The organism is Photobacterium proteolyticum, from assembly GCF_001939735.1.
Lineage (GTDB): Bacteria > Pseudomonadota > Gammaproteobacteria > Enterobacterales > Vibrionaceae > Photobacterium > Photobacterium proteolyticum.
On the sequence record NZ_MJIL01000037.1, the window covers coordinates 1 to 19,637 of the forward strand.

Sequence of the window (19,637 nt, forward strand, 5' to 3'; positions counted from 1 at the left end):
ACCAAGCCAATGATGGGCTGTCGCCAGTTAATGCCGAAAATCAGCTTAAAACAATGTCCGGAATCTGTTGACCACTACATATTGTTGCAACTAACTACTATAACTATATGCATGGTCGCCCAGGAAGAGCTTTACTGGAAAAAGTTGCCTCTCATGAACTGGCTTTGATATCAACCGGGGCCGGTGACTGGCTGGCATCTACCGGTGAATTAGTAAAGACAGAGGGCGGTTATCTATTATCGGCCACCAAGCATTTCGCCAGTGGCTCTCCCGGCGGTGACTTGTTTGTTACTTCCGCACCATATCAAGATCCCTATGACGGTTGGATGGTCTTTCACTTTCCGGTTTCTACAAAAGCCGAAGGGGTTCAGATACTGGATAACTGGCGACCTATGGGGATGCGCGGTTCAGGTTCAAACTCTGTCGTCATGAAGAATGTTTTTATCCCAGAGGACTCTATTGCGGCTCGCAGACCTCGCGGGGAATATCACGCTATGTGGTCGGTTATACTTCCTGTAGCACTACCCCTGATCATGTCAGTTTACTGCGGGATTGCCAAAAAAGCCGCCGAGAAAGCAAGAGAACGCTGCAGGCAGAGCCATGATCCTGTCACACCTTACCTGCTAGGAGAGATGGAAAATGCACTTACCACTGCTGAGGTTGTCGTAAAAGATATGATTTCCATAACTGATAACTTCAACTTTACGGCGGATCTTGCAACTGTTAACGATATAGTCAAGCGCAAAACTATCGCGGCTTCTGCTTGCAAACAAACGGCGATGAAAGCCGTAGAGGCTTGCGGCGGGCCAGGTTACCTGCGCGACTTTGGTATTGAGTGTTTATTGCGCGATGTCATGGCCTCACATTTTCATCCGCTACAAGAAAAGCGTCAGCACTTATTTACCGGCTACTTAGCAATGGATAAAGAGCCACCGGGACAAGCATTTAATGGCTAGACGTTCCGGCTCTGCCCTAAAGATTTATCATATCAGGAGATCTGTCATCGCTATATTTAAGGAGTTGGAGCCAGCAATGCTCTGCTGGCTCAACATTGGGCATCTATATGGGGATATTCACTTAATCCAAAAGTTATGCACTACCAAATGTCCGCATTAACAGGCATGAAATACGAAAATCTCTCCCAACGTTGCGTACTTAGAGTTAATTACTCTGTAGCTTTGTGGATAGCCTCTTTCGTATTCTGAGCGACTTCACTTGTTGCCTGCTTCGTTTCACTCCAAATAGTCGCCGAGTCCTTTTTAACACCACTCCATGTCTCTGCGCATCCACTAATTAGTAAAGCAATAGATACGGCCGCAAGTGAATATTTCATTCAGTTTACCTCAATCAATCGATACGGTTACATCATAAATAATTAAACAATGCTAATCCAGCATAGGTGTTTACATTCTTTCAACCAATGATTTAAATCAGGCTAACATTATGAGATGTTTTGATTATGAGGTGTCAGCTTGCAATATTGGTAACACCTCATATAACAAATGAATACTGAACGCTAAGCCGAAGTTAGTACATCCCCCTATCCAGAAGGAATCCATCAACCTCTCCGTTCCATAGATACCAATACGACTCAAATACGCTATGACCGCTGACTTGCTGCCCTAACTGATAAAATTTGAATGTCAGATCGCCTCCAGAGGCTTTAAACGTTTCGGCAAACTCTTCAATAGTCTCATCGGCATAAAAAGGGTCGTTATGCCCGTAGATGAAAAGACTTGGCACTTGCATTTTTCGCCCGGCATTTTTGAACATTGGCAGGTTGGCTGACTCATTATTAAGTTGGCAACTATCCGACACCCAACCACCCGAAAAATTAAGTACGCCAACCGCGGCTTTAGGGTGTTCAGAAGCATAGACAAGCGAAAGCATCCCTCCTCTGGAATGACCGGAAAGGACAATTTTCTCTTTGTTAACCCACGACTGAGACTCTAGATAGCTATATGTGGCATCAAGTGATTCCAGTGCATACTCAATACCCTCGGAGATCCCCTTTGAGTTACAGGTGTATGACTCATCATAGCTTCCGCCAGAAGCCCCTCGTCCTCTTCTCATCGGAATAAGCAAGGCGATATCTTTTTTAAGCAAATAGCTACCAAAGCCCCATGGGTTGATAGTCATGTCTTCGGGAATAACTCCACCACCTGTAGAGCCATGGTTAAAGATCACTAGAGGAAAAGGACCATCCCCCTCAGGTTTGTATAACGTTGCTTCCAACGTGATATTCGAATCCCAAAACATCCCTTCGTCTACCATTGGGATCTGAAGCGTCTCCCCTTTATATTGGGCATTTGCCATCACCGGGAAAAAACAAAAAACCATCAAAGCAATTACACGTTTTATCATCATAGCGTCCTAATTTGAGGCTTAACCATCAGGAAATGATCAATTTTATCAAGGATTTATATTAAAACATTTCCGTTGCACAATGTGTGAGCAGACTACCTAAAACAAAGGCCTGCCGAGGCAGACCTTTTCCTTTTTTATCATGATGATAACTATGTATTAGGGAGCGGTTAGTTAACCTTCAACAACCGGCCTGTGAGGGCTGGGACTGTGATAGTCGTTTTCTGATCTCCCGTTGCAATGACTTCATCCGTTAACAGATCGACTATCTGGCTGGTCGCTTTCACCTTGCTCATATCCAGCTCGAAGTTCTGTGCATCGGTAGTGGTATTTAGTACATACACAACCTGCTGATCGCCGTATTGCTTCAGATCCGCATACACCATCTCGGAGCTCAACAGATTACGACGCTTACCTTTATACAATGCAGGAGTCGCTGCACGTACCGCCATTGCCTTGCTAAGCCAAGCCTTCAAATCTGCCTGTTCGGCCGATAGCGTGACACCTGTTACACCCTCAATATTGGCACTTGAGCGAGCGACGTGATCATCACACAGTCCTTGCGCAGCGCAGTCGTCAGAGACCTTGGCAGCAAAGCCGTCAACTTCATCACCAATCTCTTCGCCGTAGTAGAAGGTGATTGGGCCAGACCAAGCCGTCATGAAACTAAACGCCGCTTTATGCCGCTGGAAGTACTCACCTTTATTGCCACGCTGGATCAAATCACCAAAGCGCACCAAGTCATGGTTGCCCAGCATCAGGTTAGGCATTGCATGGTATGGGTAGTTTTCGATCTTATTCCAGGATGCATTGATCTCAGTTGCATTACCGGAATTTCCAGACTCCTCCACAGCCAGAGCTTTAACCAAACCGTATCGTAGCGGGAAGTTAAACGCAGAAGACAATGCCGGTTCTTTGTCGGTACCATAGGTTGTTGCTGCAATTTCACCAGCCCCTTTCCATACTTCACCAACCATGTAACCCAAGGTGCCCCAAGGCTTGCCTGCGGCCTTGTTGTCAGCCGACGCTGCTTCAACCGCTGAACGAATTTCACGCCACTCAGCTAACGGCAACTGGTAGGACTGATCCAAACGCCAACCGTCGATGCCATACTCGGTGATCCAGTGCGTTGCCACCTCTTTAAAGAACGCCAAGCTATCGCTATCAGGATAAACCACCAGCTGACCCGAATAGCTCGCCTCGCCCGCTTTCAACGTTGGCAACTTGCCTGTCGGTGATGATTTCACCGTCACTTTATTCGTGTGGCCAAAGACGCCGTCGAGGAAGACATACAGACCTTTGTCATGAGCCGTGTTAATCAAGGTTTTCAACTGATCATTGGTCCCGAAATTCGGATCGACGTTGAAGAAGTCACAGGCAAAGTAGCCAGTTGCGTCCAGCTTGTTATCCCCTGCTGTACCCGCACAGGAATCAAACACAGGTGTCAGCCATAACGCATTCACATTAAGGCTCTTGATGTAATCAAGGCTATTAATGATCCCCTGCAGGTCACCACGGTGGTGGGACGGACCATATCCTTTGTCATAGTCAGTATTACTATCGCCATCGACGAACGATTCAACCATCACCTGATACACACGAAGATCACAGGCTTTACTGTCGCCACCATAACAGGCAAAGTCAGTACCGGTACCTTTCACCACAACGGAAGGCTGGTCTTTGTTGCTGGCATCAAGCTCAAAGCGCCACACGCCCTGATCGGTTACCGTGATACGAATATTATCGCCGTTCTTTTCAAAGCTAACCGAGCCATCACCGGATTTAACCTGGTCGAAACCTAGGTTCACCGTACTCCAGTCACCCGAGGCAATCTTAAACTCATACACTCCCGGCTCGAAATAGCGTTCCAGCAAGTATTTTCCGTCGCCGATATATTGCATCTCGGCATCTTGCTCCCAGCTATTGAAAGAACCGCGAACAAAGATCTTTTCACTGCCATAAGGGGCTTTCACAACAGGTTTAGTTTCGCCACCAAGCCCTTCACCTTGCTCTCCGCTTTGTGGTTTAACAAACACTGCCGCAGTCAGTCCCGGTACCTCGAAAGTACCACCTGTAAAGCTCGACTGTTTGATCTTGCTATCGGCAGAGCTTGCCATCACGGGATGAAGCTCAAACCCGGTAGTGCCGTCAATCGTTACCGACTGGGTACTGATATTAGCGTTAATCACCACGACCAATGCCTGATAATTGACATCAAGATCAGAGCCAGCATTGACACCGTCATCCACACTCATCACGATCACTCCCGGCGCGGATGATGCTCCGGTATTGTGGAAACGAACACGTTTCAGTACTTCGTCTTCAGTGATCAATTTAAGCAATGGCGTTGTCGAGCGGATCTTCAGCAGTTCCTTGAAGCGAGCATCGGTCCATTCGATATCTTGCGGGCGAGCCTGAGTGTTCGGATTGGCAATAACTTGCTTGATCGCCTCCCAGTTGGCTTGATCTTTATCTGCCCGTGGCAGGCCCACATTCCAGTTATTAGTTTGCTTGCTAAAATCAACCTTGTTATACCAGTCACCGGAGTCGTAGCTATCACGCGCCATGGATTTAGAACGAAGCAGCTCCGAGCCCATATGCAGGAACGGGATCCCCTGCCCTAACATAACCGGTGCCAGACCAATGATCTGCATCCGCGCACGATCCTCAACCGTCACACTTGGGTCTGCCTTGTACTGGTTGAAGTCCCACAATGTCTGGTTATCGTGCTTGGAAACGTAGTTAATGGATTCCTGTGGATCCAAGGTATACGCCGCCCCTTGATCGCCGTAGTTAAAATCACGGCCATTTACGGTGATACCCGTTGAAGTTTCAAGCGGATAAGCCTGAAGATTGCCCGTCATACCATAACGGATCAGATCCATTTTTGACTTCAGGTTGGCATCGAAACGATCACCGGCATTGGCAAAGCCCGGTGTTTGTAGCAGGGCAAGACCGCTGTCGAACGGACCACCACCTCGTACACCGTCGCGCAGGCGATCGTTATAGGTACCGATCCCTGTCCCGGCCATTGGCCATTGGGTGGCATTCTCGCCACGAGCACCATTGACGACTTCGCCGAAGTTCCAGCCTTCACCATAGAACCAGTTATCCGGATCAACTGTTTTCACCTGGTCATAGACCTTGACCATGCTCGACTTCATCAGGTGGCCCATCAGATCGAAACGGAAACCATCAATCTTATAGTCCTGCGCCCACATCATGATGCTGTCACCAACCAGCTTCTCGAACATCCGGTTCTCTGACGCCGTATTGTCACAACAGGTTGAGTTCTCAACAGCACCCGTTACCGGATTCAGGCGGTGGTAATAACCAGGTACGGTCTTATCCAGTACCGATTTATCATAAAGGCCTGATGAGAAGGTGTGGTTATAGACGACATCCTGCACGACTCTGAAGCCTAGCTCATGCAGTTTAAGGATCATGCTACGGTATTCTTTGATCCGGCTGACGCCGTCACTTTCTACCGCATAGCTACCTTCTGGCGCATTGTAGTGGAATGGGTCATAGCCCCAGTTAAAGCCGTCCAGCGGACGGATATCTGCCAGCAGTGCCTGCGCGCCATCGGTAGCCGGATCGATTTTCTCCAACAATTCAAGAATCGTTGATGAACGCGGAGTACCGTCACTGCACAGATTAGCTTTAGGGTTCACTGTGCAGAGCTTCTCGACAGTATCGTTGAGATCGACACGCTTGGCAGTATCTTCCTGAATTGATGCCAAATCATAACTTGGCAGTAAGTGGATTGTTGTCAGGCCAGCTTCCTTAAGGCTCTTAAGATGGCTGACACTGTCACGCTCCTCTTCGGTGAACGCCAGATACTTACCGTCATATTCAGGACTTCCCTTGCTATCACTGGCACTGAAGTCACGAATATGCAGTTCATAGATAATGTTCTCTTCCGGAGTTGCCAGAGTCGGGATCATTTGAGCGTCCCAGCCAGCAGGCTTAGCGGCCGGATCGGAAAGATCAACCAGCTGTGAATAGAGGCTCGAAGTACTTAATGATAACGAATACGGATCCGTTGTCGTCATCCACTCAATATGACCGGTTTTAGGATGGTAGGCTTTAACCCGATAGCGATAGAAGACATTTTTCAGATCAGCACTGCCTTTATAGTGCCAAATCCCGGTAGCCGGATCCTCTGTCAAGGTAACAGGCGATTGTGCCAGTAACGACTTATCGGCACCGTATAAATACAACTCAACATCAGTTGCTGTTGGGGCCCATAGCGCAAAATTGGCCTCGCCGCCCTCTATCCATGATCCCAATCGAGCCTCATCTGCATCCTGCTTGCCAGCGGTGTAGAGCTGATCAACCACTCCCGGTATCTGAACCTTGGTTGCTGCAACAACTTTGTTGTTATCATCAATCGCGACAGCAATAAGCTGCTGCTTCAGCAAGGCTTTAGCTGCGTCGCTTTCGATATCCAGAGAGAACGCCGTCCGACCGGCAAGGTGCGGGAACTTCGAATTGTTGATCACTCCCGATTGGCTGAGCGCTGCTCGCGTAAAATCATCGGTTTTTGTGATGTCACCGTTACCCTTGTCCGTAGACCAAAGCTCGTAACGGCTTGCGTCACTGTTTTCGAACCAGGCGAATGTGGTGAGATCCAACCAATGCGCTGATGCCCCGGACAATTTCACCGGCACTTCGGTAACCGCTTCATAATAAAGCGTGCTGTTACCATCAAAGGTGTAAATCTTATCGCCCTTGGAAAAATCGAGCTGCAGATCATTGCCGCCTAGCGCTTTGTCGTTACCCTTGTGGACAATGAAATTCATACAGCTAGAGTGACCGGCCTTCAACGGTAGCTTATACACTGCACCGTATTCGTTGCTTATCTCGGTTGGCAGGAAAGGCGCTCCCCAAGACACACCTTCCAGCGCGCTATCGGCAATACTGTCACAAGTGTCGTTGTTCCAGATATGCAGGCCCCAGCCATCATAATTGCCATCGGCGCGCTTGTAGTGGATCACCGCTTCCGTGTATTCAGGCGCAGGTTTGTCCGGCGTGCTGTCAGTCCCTTTAGGATCAGGGTCGATACTGTCAGGAATACCGTCACCATCGTCATCACTTGAGGCAAAGTCACCTAGGCCATCACCATTGGTATCAAGACTCTCGAATCGGTCACGTGGGAATGCATCGCTCTTGTTATCTGCACCATCATTATCGATATCAGCATCGTCCACATCGGCAATCATATCACCATCAAGGTCGGCAGGCTGATCCGCCTTATCTTTACTGTTAGTGCCTAAACGTTCCTCATCAGCATTCGACCAACCATCACCGTCCAAGTCTAACGGTGTGGACTGCGGATTCTTGGGATCACTTCCAACCTCTAGCTCTTCGGTATCTTTGAACGTATCGTTGTCGTCATCAGGATCATCTGCATCGGCAATCTTATCACCATCAAAGTCTGGCGGTGTTGAGCTTGAATCATAAGGATCCGATCCCAGGCGCAACTCAACACTGTCATTGAAGCCATCGTTGTCATCATCCAGATCGGCATGATCCCCGATTTTATCCTTATCAAAATCAGCACTTTCTTTCGGATCATTCGGGAAAAGATCTATATCGTCAGCAAAGCCGTCATTATCACTGTCAGCAGCAACAGCAGGTTTTCCGTCTTTACCTTTGACCAACGTCTTGTCTTTCAGGTTAGGTTCCTGATTATTCTTACGCTGTGCATCAATCTCTTGTCCAAGCACTGTTGCCCCCTGAGAAAGCGTCGCTTTCTGCTCGGCAATACCATTGGTATCCAACTGCTCAGGTAACAGCTGGGCAATAGAACGTGCTGACTGGGCAAGCAGCGTATTATTTGAAGCGATATAGTCTTGCTTTGGATCCAGATCAGGCTGAGCAAGTTCACTGCGCACTGCAGCCAAAGCCTCTTCTTCCGAGGCACCCTCAGCCATTTTCAGGCCAATCATGGTCGTTAACGGGCTGATTTTCTGGTAACCCTTCGGTGCCATCATCACGTAGTCACGCGTCACGGCTATACCAGGGTTGTCCTCATCGATAGTCTGCCCTTTCAGCACCTTGGTCATTAGCGAATAATGCGCCGGATCACCATTAAACTGGGTCAAATCCAGAGTCGCTTTACCTTCTGCACCAGTTATCGCCTGTGGCTCGTTAGGATCTAGCTTGAAGTTACCATTCACGTCCAGCCATACCTGGGCCTTTTGCAAATAGCCATCCATTGCCTGAACACTTAATTGGGTTACTGGCTGGGTTGATGGCTGAGGTGACACTGAACCAGTGTCATTGTCACCACAACCCGCTATCACACCGAGCGATGCAAGGGCAACGGTCAGCTTGGTTAGGTTCGTTTTCATTGTTCTACCCATTGATTTAAAAAAGGCACCGGTGAAAACACGCCCTAACGAGAACGAAAGGAAACTGCGCACTGTTCACCTTTACACATAAGAAAAGGGTATAAGAACAAGACAATAAATCACCTCACCCTATCAGGATGCCGATAGGGGGATGAGGATAGAGGCGTAGAAACTAAAGAATTGACGATAATCACTCTTTGTAAGTCTACTTATTTAATTGATTTACATGATAAACCAAAAATTCGAGATGGCCGTCACCTTTAGTTCGACAAAATGAGATCATTATGAAAATAAATAACATTTTGAGCAAATCAATATTAATGAAAAATTTGTGCTGTTAATCAATAAAAGTACATAGGATAAACTGCAGAAAACTTGGACTGTATGGATAATAAATAATCACAGCCAAGCCGAGATAATAAGTATGCGCCAGGTACGCATAAAACTATCCATATACTGCAGAAACCATCGAGTGGACGATATCAACCCCCCTTGAACACTGTATTTTATTTGGCATCAAATATCTATTCTCGCAGAGATCTAGCCTAGTGTTGATAAACACCGCCACTCTACATTGACTGATGTTGGGTGAATTTATATGAGGATTTACTGAGCTAAGTAATAACATTAATCATTACTATCAATTCTCCATATAGACATGAAATTAAAAGTCATCCACTTTCAACCACCTATGAACAATTGGTTGAAAGTGAAGATATGAAACTAAAGCTACGCTAAACGCTTATAGGCATTCAGCAAAAAGAATGATTCGCATTTAAACGCATATAAACAGAAAGCTTTATTGCTAATCGTTAAGATATTTTCGTTTATAATCAGAGGCTCGGGCAATAATGATAAACGGTAATGCCGGTAAGACTAAGCCAATCGAGAAGATTATTTTTTCCTCTGACAGAAGCATTATTATACTCCCAACAATAGCGAGTAGTAGAGCACTGACTATAAAGTAATGACTTTTCTTATATTTTTGGCTAAACAAAGCGTAACTTCGGATCATAATGAAAACTTTTAATGTTGTGTACCTTATTCTAGCGGCTTATTGACGAAAAAATTAAATACTTTTTTCTATTTTTTCATACAACCACATTATCAATGCGATTTCATATCTGTCATTTTTTCTGAGACTTCAGCCAACAATCAAATAAACAACTTGAATAAATAAACAAATTACTGAGCACTTTTATATACTCTCAATTATTCAACTCTTACCTTATGTGCCCAACCGGTAAATCAGGGCTGCCAGCTATAAATTTTTCACACAGCTTTTAATAAATAATATTTATATGAAATTACTAGATAAGTTTCATAGAAAAGCGACAAGTTTATTCATTGTATACTGAATAAACTTGAAGAAAATCTCGCTTTTCTAATAAGGCTTAAATCAGTGGCGGAACGGCTGGGCTTGCATTCAAGCAGGAGTCAACGCGCACGGCCAGTCGGGGCTGGCCTTCCAGACGCGACCAAGAGGCCGAAGGACTCTCGTCGCGGGAATACAAAAAAGGCCCAGTCTTTCGACTGAGCCTTCAATGTAGTGGCGGAACGGCCGGGGTCGCGCACGACCGGGACTCAAGCCGAAGGCTAGTGAGAGTTCCATCCTCTAACCTGCAAATAGCAAAAAGCCCAAGTCTTTCGACTCGGGCTTAAAGTAGTGGCGGAGCGGACAGGAGTCAACGCGCACGGCCAGTGCCGCGACCAAGAGGCCGAAGGACTCTCATCGCGGGAATACAAAAAAGGCCCAGTCTTTCGACTGAGCCTTCATGTAGTGGCGGAGCGGACGGGACTCGAACCCGCGACCCCCGGCGTGACAGGCCGAACCCAACCAAACGGTGTCATCGTAGGCTAAATGGTGTTAACTGTTATAATCAGGTATATCAAAGAGTTATTTCAAGTTTAGCGTTCAACACCTCAATGACGATTAAAGCCATTTTTCACCATATTTATGGGTTCAATCACAAATATGGTCACAAGCATACGTATAATTATTGTACGATTATCATGCAATCTAGTTGGCTTTATGATCCGATTATTACCCCAAAGAGATAAGAAAAACTTATCGTTTGTTATCCATCCTTCCGCTCAAAATGCCTTCGATTTTTATCAGTCATTGAGTCATCAATTTGATCCTAGCCAATTAGATTCAGAACGATGCCAAGCATTTTTTCACAACGGACAAACCCTTCATGCCATCCGAAACAGCGCACCTGAAATCTATCTGTTTGCTGGATTTGAACAGCGCTTTTTTGACATCAGTCAGACGAATTTTTCGCATTCCAACATACTCATTTATCCATCAGATTTTGACTCTAATGACATTGAAAAATTAGCATGGCGTGGCGTCCTATCCACTGTTTTATCATCTATTCGCTCAGACTCTCTTGGTCAATTATATGAAGAAATTAACGAGCATCTTCCCCGAAAGTTAATGCCTATTTTGTTCAGTAAAAACTATCTTTCTGAACCCAAGCTTGCCGACATTAGTTCTACCACTCGCTCAACGATTTCCAAGCAAAGAGAACGTCTTCATAAACCGCAAATTGCTAAAACTCCCAAAGTGACAATATTTGAACAATTAATCAAAGGCGGCCAGGATGAATCATGTTCAGATTGAACAGAGCTTTGAGCGTAGAAATATCAAGCGTTGCCTATCACTGCTCTTTCCTATTAGTTTTGCCCCAGAGGCATTGGCATCACTAGGGGCAGAAATCATACGATTAGCGGCGATACTCCGACAGGAGTATAAATGCGAATTTGACGAACTCAAGTTTGTTGTCGCTGAAGCTCACCAACGAATGATTTCCCCTCCTTCAGCTCTCAAAGACGTATTTTCCAGCATTAAAAAAGAGGAAACATTAGGCATACACTACCTGCCAGCATTTCTCAGTTGTGAACTTCAACGAGCATCCTATGACAAAGCCCGTTTTGAACAATACAAGGCCTTGACACTTATTGTATCCGTGCGCCTCCTTATGATGGGACGGCATGAGCCCGCAGTAAAAAGAGTATGTGATGAAATTCGGCTATTTTCAGATGGTCGAAGAGAAAACCTTGCAGCCTGGCTACCCAATGTATTACGCCATAACTTTCCGAGTTTAATCCAAGAATTAGAACGACTTCGCACTGATACCGCCAATAATGATAAAACTAAGCAAGTAAATAATCAGTTAAGAAAATTTCATGTCTCCTACCGCGATAGCTACGAGTTCAAAGAAGGTATCATTCGCAATGTTTCTCCGAAAGAATTCAGAAAAAGTGGAATCGTTAACTCAAGCTCCAAACAACAGCTGGATGATGGTGATGAAACAGTCATTGAGCTACGTGAGATATCCATCTCTTCCACGGAGAGTGAGAGTTGGGAAAAAGAAGAAGGTGATTCAGGACAAACAAGAAAGCTCAGTGCAGTCACCTTCTCAGCCCTCACGGCTGCCAGCTATGCATCCCGAGCAATGCAAGCTAAGGTCATCAGTAACCGCTTGCTAAAAAAGAAATTATCTCTCTCATGCGACATTTACCAAGCAAGCCTATTCGAAATTAAAATTCTGCTCAAAGAATGTATTACCTCACTGCACACAGAAGACAGTGACACAGCCCAACTGCTTATATTCATGCTGATCTTTGGTAACCAGTGTGCTCAAATCAGAGCAATGAGAAACAAAAAGCATAAGGGTAAAATTGCCGGAGTCAAACGCGTTCATACGCTACCTTCTCAAAAACAAAGAGATGAACTCACTCCCTTACTCAGAAAAGTTGATACCTCAATTATATTTCCAGTTCCCTCACTTATTACAGAATCACTGCGCTCATTGAAATTCAAAAATGTCACGGATGCGGATATCAAAAATTATCTACAACACATCAACAAGAAACATGAAACCCACATTACCCAAACAAAAATATCCACTTTCCTAAGCCATAAACTGAAACAAGAAGGCATTGATCCGGTTCTCATTGAGTTGATTAAAGGATCTGCCCCCAGCGAACTTGCTGCACTGTCTTACACACAGTTGGAATCAAATAGCTTACTCGCCACCTATCAACGTTACCTCAATTTCTTATCGAAAATCAGTGCTTGCCAGGAACTAAGCCTTACAACTAACACATTAGGCAATAAAATAATCGGTACACCATTAGCCATAGATGACAAGTTGTTGCATCAACTCTTTTCTGCACTTACTGAGCGACTAGAAATGCTTAATTCACCTGATGAGCAAGGCTTCCCAGCAAGCTATCACAATTTAGTCACTGTCCACGTACAAATGATACTTGCTCTATCCTCTGGCTATCGACCCGTTACCGGCTGGTTGGGAAAAATCACAGATATTAGCCTAGATACCGGACAATTCTGGATTTCAGATAAAGAAAACCGTCTCGGTGACGCCAGTCGTGTCATCGTTTTGCCACCAATTGCACTTGAGTGTATCAAGCAATATACTGCGTTTCTTAACGCCGCAGCGTTCCATTTACGCAATACTGATACACCGCTATGTAAGCGATACCGAGAAGCGGCATCAGGCCAAGAGCACCTATTTTTCTATCGTTCAGAAAGCCACTGGGATGAAGTCTCGCCCAAAACTATGGCTCCAATCTTTGACTCCATTTTCCCGCTTCCTCCTAACTGGCACCGCCACCATATTCGAACCTTGCTACATCAATCAAATATCCATTCAGAACTGATCGCGGCATGGATGGGACATGCAGATATCGGGGAAGCATCCTTTGCACAATACAGCAGCTTAAACTTTAACGAGTTATATAAGATAGCCGAGATCATCAATCATCATCTCAACCAAAACGGTATTAAGGTGGTGCAATATGGCTAATAACATCGGTGCCGATCATCGACATAAAGAACGTATTCGTCAAATTGAAAAAATCAAAACTCTGGCTCGGCGAATATTCACCAAGGAATTTCCCAACCCAGATATAGTCCCAAGTAACACGCTTTTCCTGAAGAAGTGGGCAAGCATAACTACAGCACTCGAAAAATCATTTGGTTCTATTCGTGATTACAAACTTGCTTTCAACCACCTTGTTCACCTCATCGAAAAACATAGAAAGGTTAATGGGTGGAAGGTCAGTTCACCTACCTATCTTTTTACGCAAAAGGCGGAAAAACAATTACGAACTAGAGAGTGGTTGCAGCAGGCATGGGCATTCCAACATGTTTACCAGTCCTGGTTCAATACCTTAAATGAATCGCATCTCGATACACCTGAGAAATGCTACCAAGCGCTAATGCTTTCCTTTATGTGCCAATCGGGTCACTGTAACATCCATTTGCTAGAAGCATTTTCAATACTACTGGCAGAGCCAATAAAGCTCTATCAATGCACAGAACGACCTTTCATCACTCTGACAGTTGATGCCAAAGGGGTTAATACCAATGTTCATGATCATGATGCCACAATCACGCAATACATTTGCTACCTGTCACCGTTAACCCTTGGACTCATTCGGCTATGGGCTAAGCTGGACCGTTCAAAATGGAAGCACCCTGCAGATCGTCAACAAACTTATCAGGCAATCATCACTAACCTCAGCGGGATCTGCGACAAATTTCCCAATACACTGAAAAAATTAGCGTCTTGTGCAATTTCCGTGACAGAGCAACTTCCCAACGCAAATCTAAGCCAAGCACTTATCGAATACTCAATTGGTAATACAAAATCATATTCACTGCCGCAGAGCAATCTGGCTAGAGTCGAATTCACCCAAGTAAGTAACTGTGCTATTACACACTTTTATGATTTCAAAAGCGTAATCGTACCCACATCATCAACATACAAAACAGTCCCTACTTCAGCACCTTCAGACTTATTCTCGATACTGGCCGATGCCGTAAAAAGAGAGAGTCCTAAAATAAAGCTATCACCTGACAAGCTTCGAGAGCGCTTAAACAACATCGACACCACAACGCGCCCTTTCAATCAGCAGTTGTTAATAGAATGGTTATTAGTCAAGAGTCATACCTGCAAGGCATCTACCATCGCCACCTATCATTCTTCCTTGACCCGTCGCTGGCTATTTGCAACAGAAGGAAAAAGCCTCACAGACATGGATGCTGATGACTTTGAAAGCCTCTATCTATCCTTAATCGATGATGTTGCAACCCTCAAGGCTAAAACCTATCTTTCAGCTCGGTTAACTCAACTACACGGCTTTGGTGTCAACCGTTATGACTTACCGCCCCTGCTCAACCCTATAGAACCAGATTCTGATAATCGAAAACATACACGATCCGGCTTTATCGATGAGACGTTATTTGCAGCCCTATTACGACAGATTAACCAACTCTGTGATTTGAATCATGAAGAAAAAAACGCCCTGCTGACTTTACTGATCATCGGCTACCGCTGCGGATTACGGTTGGGTGAGCTGATCAAACTCCGGCTTTGCGATATTGAAAATTCGGGTATCGGTTGGATTGAGATTCGCAATAACACGTTTGGAGACAATAAAACCGCATCAGCACTAAGAAAAGTGCCGCTATTTCCAATGCTTCTTGATCATGAGTCGGAAATTGTTAATCAGCACCTTATGCTGAAACGTGCCAAAGCCAGTAGAAAAACCAATCTTGTTTTTACACTGGGTCAGGATAGCTACCTCCCCATAGATAAGTTTCTGATTTCCAACTTCACTAAACATGTGTTGAGAGAACTATCAGGATTATCGCACCTGGTATTCCACCACCTACGTCACAGTTGTTTAAGCCGTCTTCAAGTTATGGCGGAAATTGATCATGCACAAAAAATCATACCCAATGTTGTTCCTTATTCCTTGGTACATGAAAGCAAGATCAGCCACCTAATTTTTGGTTATTCACCCCGGAACCGTTACTACGCCCTAGCGGCTTTTGCCGGACACTCATCACCAGAAACCTGCTTCAATAACTACTTCCATTTTTCTGATTGGCTCATAGGGTGGAAACTAAGCATGATCACACTACCAGTATCAAAGCAATTAGCAATGAGTATGAACCTGTGTAGCAGACGGCATTTCCTGAACCTCAAAGCACAAAATACGGTACTTTTCCCCGACAATTTCAGGCCATATCTCACGGCTAAGATCAAGCCTATAGCACTGTTAAATTCAAACCAGTCACATAATGAAGTAGATACAGCTGACATCACTTCTGTACAGGATAAAAAGTATTCGCTCGAACTCTGCTATACCGTACTTGACCATATCCATAATGGTCTGGATATCCAAGAGATTGCATTCAAATTTCGTCTTGATATCAACTTAATCGACCGATGGGTCGCTAACGCGACTTATATTCGACAACTACACACCCAAAACACTCACAGCCAACCGCGTCGGTTTTCCCCTGCCCGTCAAAACAAGCTGCTTCCAGGCATGTTGCAAAGCTGTGAAGAGCGAAGAATGGTGAGCAAATGGGTCATAAGCTTCCGGCAACACTACAAGGAACAACGAGATGAGATCAATTGGGCAATTTTGTATGCACTGAACCATACAAACATTAGTCAGTCAGGGATTAACTTTAACCAACCAGGTGAACTCACCCGTTTTGTCTCAGCTGTTGAGTTTGTTATTTCAAAGTCTTACTGGCGGGTTGTTGTTCATAACATAGAACATAGTCCAATACGGCGCCAGTGGAAAGATGCCTATTTAGGTATTAGCTCACGTCGGGGTAAAAAGGGTTCATCTTTGGGTCGTATTGGCCAGGGCACCGTTCGACTTGAGCTACGCCATCCACATGAAAAGAAAATTCGCAATCAAGGAAAGCTCAAGAAGTTTTCTTCTCACGCATTAATATATCTATTCCACATGATGGGGATCATGATGTTTAAATCAGAACCTCCCGCCTGATAATATTCGAGAAAAGCAGATAGCCAAAAAGCACCTAAATACATCAAGGTGCTCTTTGGCTATCTGGCTCATTATTTATTTCTGGCTCAGTCCATCAACTCAATCCCAAAGCTCTCGAGATCACTCCTAAGCAAAGCAGCCCACTCAGAAATATCACTCTTATTTCTGACCTTATTTGCCTGCTTTTGAACCCAGTTTTTCATTGCAGTGACATTCTGATATTCATAACCCTCACCAATCAAAGCAACGAACTGATCGCCTAAAGCTGGGATCGAATAATAGTTACAAAGGCAGTGTGCCACACGCATAGCCTGTTGTGGTGTCAGTACAACTGATCGCGATACAGGATTTTTCATTTGCTGTCTCCTTCTAACTGACGATTTAGAAATGCTTCAAAAGCGCTACCATCTCTGCGAGTTAAGTTCGGTACAAAGCGAGAGTAAACAGTAAAAAGCATATTAGTATTAGAGTGACCCAACTGTTTGGCTATCCATTCAGGAGCTTCTCCTGCAGCCAACCACAAAGTCGCAGCAGTATGGCGAGTTTGGTACGGATTACGCCGTTCAATTTCAAGAAAATCAAGTAATGGATACCAAATACGCCGAGTCACATTGCGGTGTAATAATGGATTACCGTTGGCATTAGAGAATACAAATTTACTTTTACCGCTCATCAATTGCTTGTGACTCACTAAGGCGTCATACACCATCTGACACATATCTACAGAGCGATGGGATGTTTGAGTTTTAGCCGGACCCAGTTCACCGTTAACTAATGATTGAGTGATTAGAATCTGACGACGCTTGAAATCAATATTTCGCCAGGTTAATCCATCAATCTCCCCCGTCCGTAGTCCTGCAAAAAAACGTACGGTATAATAAGCTTTAAAAGCTTCCCTGACATTATTAATAATGTTCATTGCTTCGTCTAAAGTGAATGGATTTACATCTGACTTTGGGATCGGCAGCGGTTTAATGTTTCGCCAAGGCGTTTCATAACCATGCCTATCAGCCGCTTCATTAATAAGCATCCTTAATGGCGACATAATGTGATTAATTCTTGAAGCTGACAGCGATTTCCCTTTCACATTTTTCGCAACTAATTCCCCACGAAAGGCCATCAAGTCAGTCTTTTTAATGGTGTTGATTGGGCGTTTCCCAAAGGCTGGAATGAGGTATATACGGAAAATATCTTCAACAGTTTTTTGCTGTGAAAGACGCCATTCAGCATTCTTTTCCTTAAGCCAAATTTCTGAAAACTCCGCGAAGTGAAGTACTTCACCACTCGATAAGGCCAGCTCCATAAGTTCCATTGCCCGAAACTTCTCGGCTTTTTTACTCTTCGGAAAGTGATTTTCGTAGCGAAATGTTTTTAAGTGCATTTCAGCTTCAATACGCTTTAAAAATACTTCCGCGCGCTTTCGGTTCGCTTTTGTGTCATCTAAATTTGTCTGTTCCCGACAACGAATACCACGATAGCGAAAATCTAAATAGAGCTTTTTTCCACGTCCATTAACTGTACCCATGAAAATCTCCTTACACTATCATAGGAATAACGTCGACATAACCATGCAGCATCTGATCTTCGACACGCTCCCAGATGAATAAGATCTTTCGACCACCAAATGGACGGATGTAGTGAACGCCTTCAATTAAAACCGCATCTTTCAATTGCTCACGAATAGTACGAGGATCGTATTTGATACGTGAAGCAAGTTCTTCTGTTGTCAGATAGGTATTAGCCATATTACAATCTCCTATACAACTTAATAACTCACAAAAAGACATAATGCTCTCCTGTAGATTAAAATGTATCACAAAAATCACTCATTGCAAGCCATTTTAATCTATAGGAGGTCATTTTTTATCGGAGAAGAACATGATTAAGTGCAACCTCTCTCGCATTATGGGAGAGCGAAGACTAAAAATTGCCGATGTGGCTAGAGATACCGGTATCAATCGGGGCACAATCACACGTATCTATAATGAAACAGCAACACGCATAGAAATTGAAGCAATCGATAAGCTGTGTGAATATCTAGATATTGAAGTTGGCGAGCTTTATGAAAAGGTCCAAAAAAAATAGTGACTAACCATTATTAAGAAACTGTAATTTAATCTGTGTAACTGCTTATAATTAAGCCAGTAATAGCTAAGGATAGGCTCATGGATAAAAAACAGCTCGAAGCTTTCGCTCATGAAACAGCTAATCAATAAAAACTAAACGTGATTTAGGTGACTTCAGAAAAATGCTAACCAAGGTGACCGTTGAAACTGCATTCAATGTCGAGTTAGACGAGCACCTTGGTTATTACAAGCACTCAAAAAGTACATCTACCAACAGCCGAAATGGCAATTCCAGAGGACGATGGCAAGATCTCCATTGATACGCCCAAAGACCAAGATGCCAGCTTTGAACCTAAGCTCGTCAAAAAGCATCAAATGTGCTTTCAGTCGATGGATGATAAGATTTTAAGCTTGTATGGGCTTTGTTGAACAAATCAGAGTGAACTTTTTCTATCATCGATGATCTGATCGAAGAGCTATCTCAGACAGGTCATTTCCATGGAACAAGCCGTTTATCGAACAAACAACTGGAAAGAGTACAACCAAGCATTGATTAATCGTGGCTCACTGACATTTTGGATCGATGAAGAAGCGATTAGTTCCTGGATATGCTCAGAGCATCATGGCAATCGTGGCCGCAGCAACTTGTATTCTGACACTGCTATCACGACAGCGCTAATGGTAAAACGACTTTTTAACCTGTCGCTTCGTGCCGTTCAAGGCTTTATGGACTCAGTGTTTTCTCTGATGAAAGTGCCACTCACTTGCCCTCATTACACCAGTATTAGTAAACGAGCCAAAACTGTCGATGTCCCCATCAAGATGCCTGCACGGGGTGAAATTCGCCACCTTGCCATTGATGCCACTGGCCTAAAAGTCTTTGGTGAAGGTGAGTGGAAAATGAAGAAACATGGCAAGGAACGTAACCGCCAATTTCTCCCCACATTCCGCTATCCATTAATACTTGGTATTGATATAGCTCCCTCATTAGCGGAGCTACATC

11 protein-coding genes and 1 pseudogene are annotated in these 19,637 nt (G+C 44.6%); 7 read left to right on the forward strand and 5 right to left on the reverse strand.

Annotated features, from left to right (window positions below; genetic code table 11):
* The first annotated feature begins 164 nt into the window (after positions 1 to 164).
* Complete coding sequence (locus tag BIT28_RS00835; RefSeq protein ID WP_217696607.1) at positions 165 to 956, forward strand: acyl-CoA dehydrogenase family protein; 792 nt, start codon at positions 165 to 167, stop codon at positions 954 to 956.
* Positions 957 to 1,527: 571 nt separating this feature from the next.
* On the opposite strand, the gene BIT28_RS00840 is transcribed toward BIT28_RS00835, so the two are convergent.
* Both BIT28_RS00840 and pulA read right to left on the reverse strand, forming a co-directional pair.
* A complete protein-coding gene (locus BIT28_RS00840; protein WP_075761749.1) occupies positions 1,528 to 2,367 on the reverse strand; it encodes a dienelactone hydrolase family protein in 840 nt (279 codons plus the stop codon).
* 167 nt (positions 2,368 to 2,534) lie between these two features.
* Positions 2,535 to 8,723 (reverse strand): pullulanase-type alpha-1,6-glucosidase, encoded by a 6,189-nt coding sequence (pulA, locus tag BIT28_RS00845; RefSeq protein ID WP_075761750.1) that lies wholly within the window; start codon positions 8,721 to 8,723, stop codon positions 2,535 to 2,537.
* Positions 8,724 to 10,755: 2,032 nt separating this feature from the next.
* Between pulA and BIT28_RS00855 the strand changes: the two genes are divergently transcribed.
* Genes BIT28_RS00855 through BIT28_RS00865 form a run of 3 tightly spaced genes read left to right on the forward strand, consistent with a single transcriptional unit; the run spans position 10,756 to position 16,568 of the window.
* On the forward strand, positions 10,756 to 11,349 hold the full coding sequence (locus BIT28_RS00855; RefSeq protein ID WP_075761752.1) for a hypothetical protein: 594 nt from the start codon (positions 10,756 to 10,758) through the stop codon (positions 11,347 to 11,349).
* Positions 11,330 to 13,558, forward strand: a complete 2,229-nt coding sequence (locus BIT28_RS00860) for a hypothetical protein (RefSeq protein ID WP_075761753.1) — start codon at positions 11,330 to 11,332, stop codon at positions 13,556 to 13,558. Before BIT28_RS00855 ends, BIT28_RS00860 begins: the two co-directional genes overlap by 20 nt.
* Positions 13,551 to 16,568 carry a tyrosine-type recombinase/integrase gene (locus tag BIT28_RS00865; RefSeq protein WP_075761754.1) on the forward strand — a complete coding sequence of 1,006 codons (3,018 nt, stop codon included), beginning with the start codon at positions 13,551 to 13,553 and terminating at the stop codon, positions 16,566 to 16,568. The genes BIT28_RS00860 and BIT28_RS00865 overlap by 8 nt, the downstream gene beginning before the upstream one ends.
* An 86-nt stretch (positions 16,569 to 16,654) precedes the next feature.
* On the opposite strand, the gene BIT28_RS00870 is transcribed toward BIT28_RS00865, so the two are convergent.
* Genes BIT28_RS00870 through BIT28_RS00880 form a run of 3 tightly spaced genes read right to left on the reverse strand, consistent with a single transcriptional unit; the run spans position 16,655 to position 18,313 of the window.
* On the reverse strand, positions 16,655 to 16,924 hold the full coding sequence (locus BIT28_RS00870; protein WP_075761755.1) for a hypothetical protein: 270 nt from the start codon (positions 16,922 to 16,924) through the stop codon (positions 16,655 to 16,657).
* Entirely contained in the window at positions 16,921 to 18,093 is a 1,173-nt protein-coding gene (locus BIT28_RS00875; RefSeq protein WP_075761756.1) for a site-specific integrase, read from the reverse strand. The genes BIT28_RS00870 and BIT28_RS00875 overlap by 4 nt, the downstream gene beginning before the upstream one ends.
* 10 nt (positions 18,094 to 18,103) lie before the next feature.
* Positions 18,104 to 18,313: a hypothetical protein gene (locus BIT28_RS00880; RefSeq protein ID WP_075761757.1), complete on the reverse strand. Its 210-nt coding sequence runs from the start codon at positions 18,311 to 18,313 to the stop codon at positions 18,104 to 18,106.
* A gap of 133 nt (positions 18,314 to 18,446) precedes the next feature.
* Between BIT28_RS00880 and BIT28_RS00885 the strand changes: the two genes are divergently transcribed.
* From BIT28_RS00885 to BIT28_RS00895, 3 genes and pseudogenes are all read left to right on the forward strand, one after another.
* Positions 18,447 to 18,653, forward strand: a complete 207-nt coding sequence (locus BIT28_RS00885; protein ID WP_075761758.1) for a helix-turn-helix domain-containing protein — start codon at positions 18,447 to 18,449, stop codon at positions 18,651 to 18,653.
* Between the two features lie 80 nt (positions 18,654 to 18,733).
* Positions 18,734 to 19,051, forward strand: a pseudogene (locus BIT28_RS30255) (transposase); the annotation flags it as partial.
* An 81-nt stretch (positions 19,052 to 19,132) separates the two neighbouring features.
* On the forward strand, positions 19,133 to 19,637 hold a 505-nt coding region (locus tag BIT28_RS00895), incomplete at its 3' end, for an IS5 family transposase (protein ID WP_245823624.1).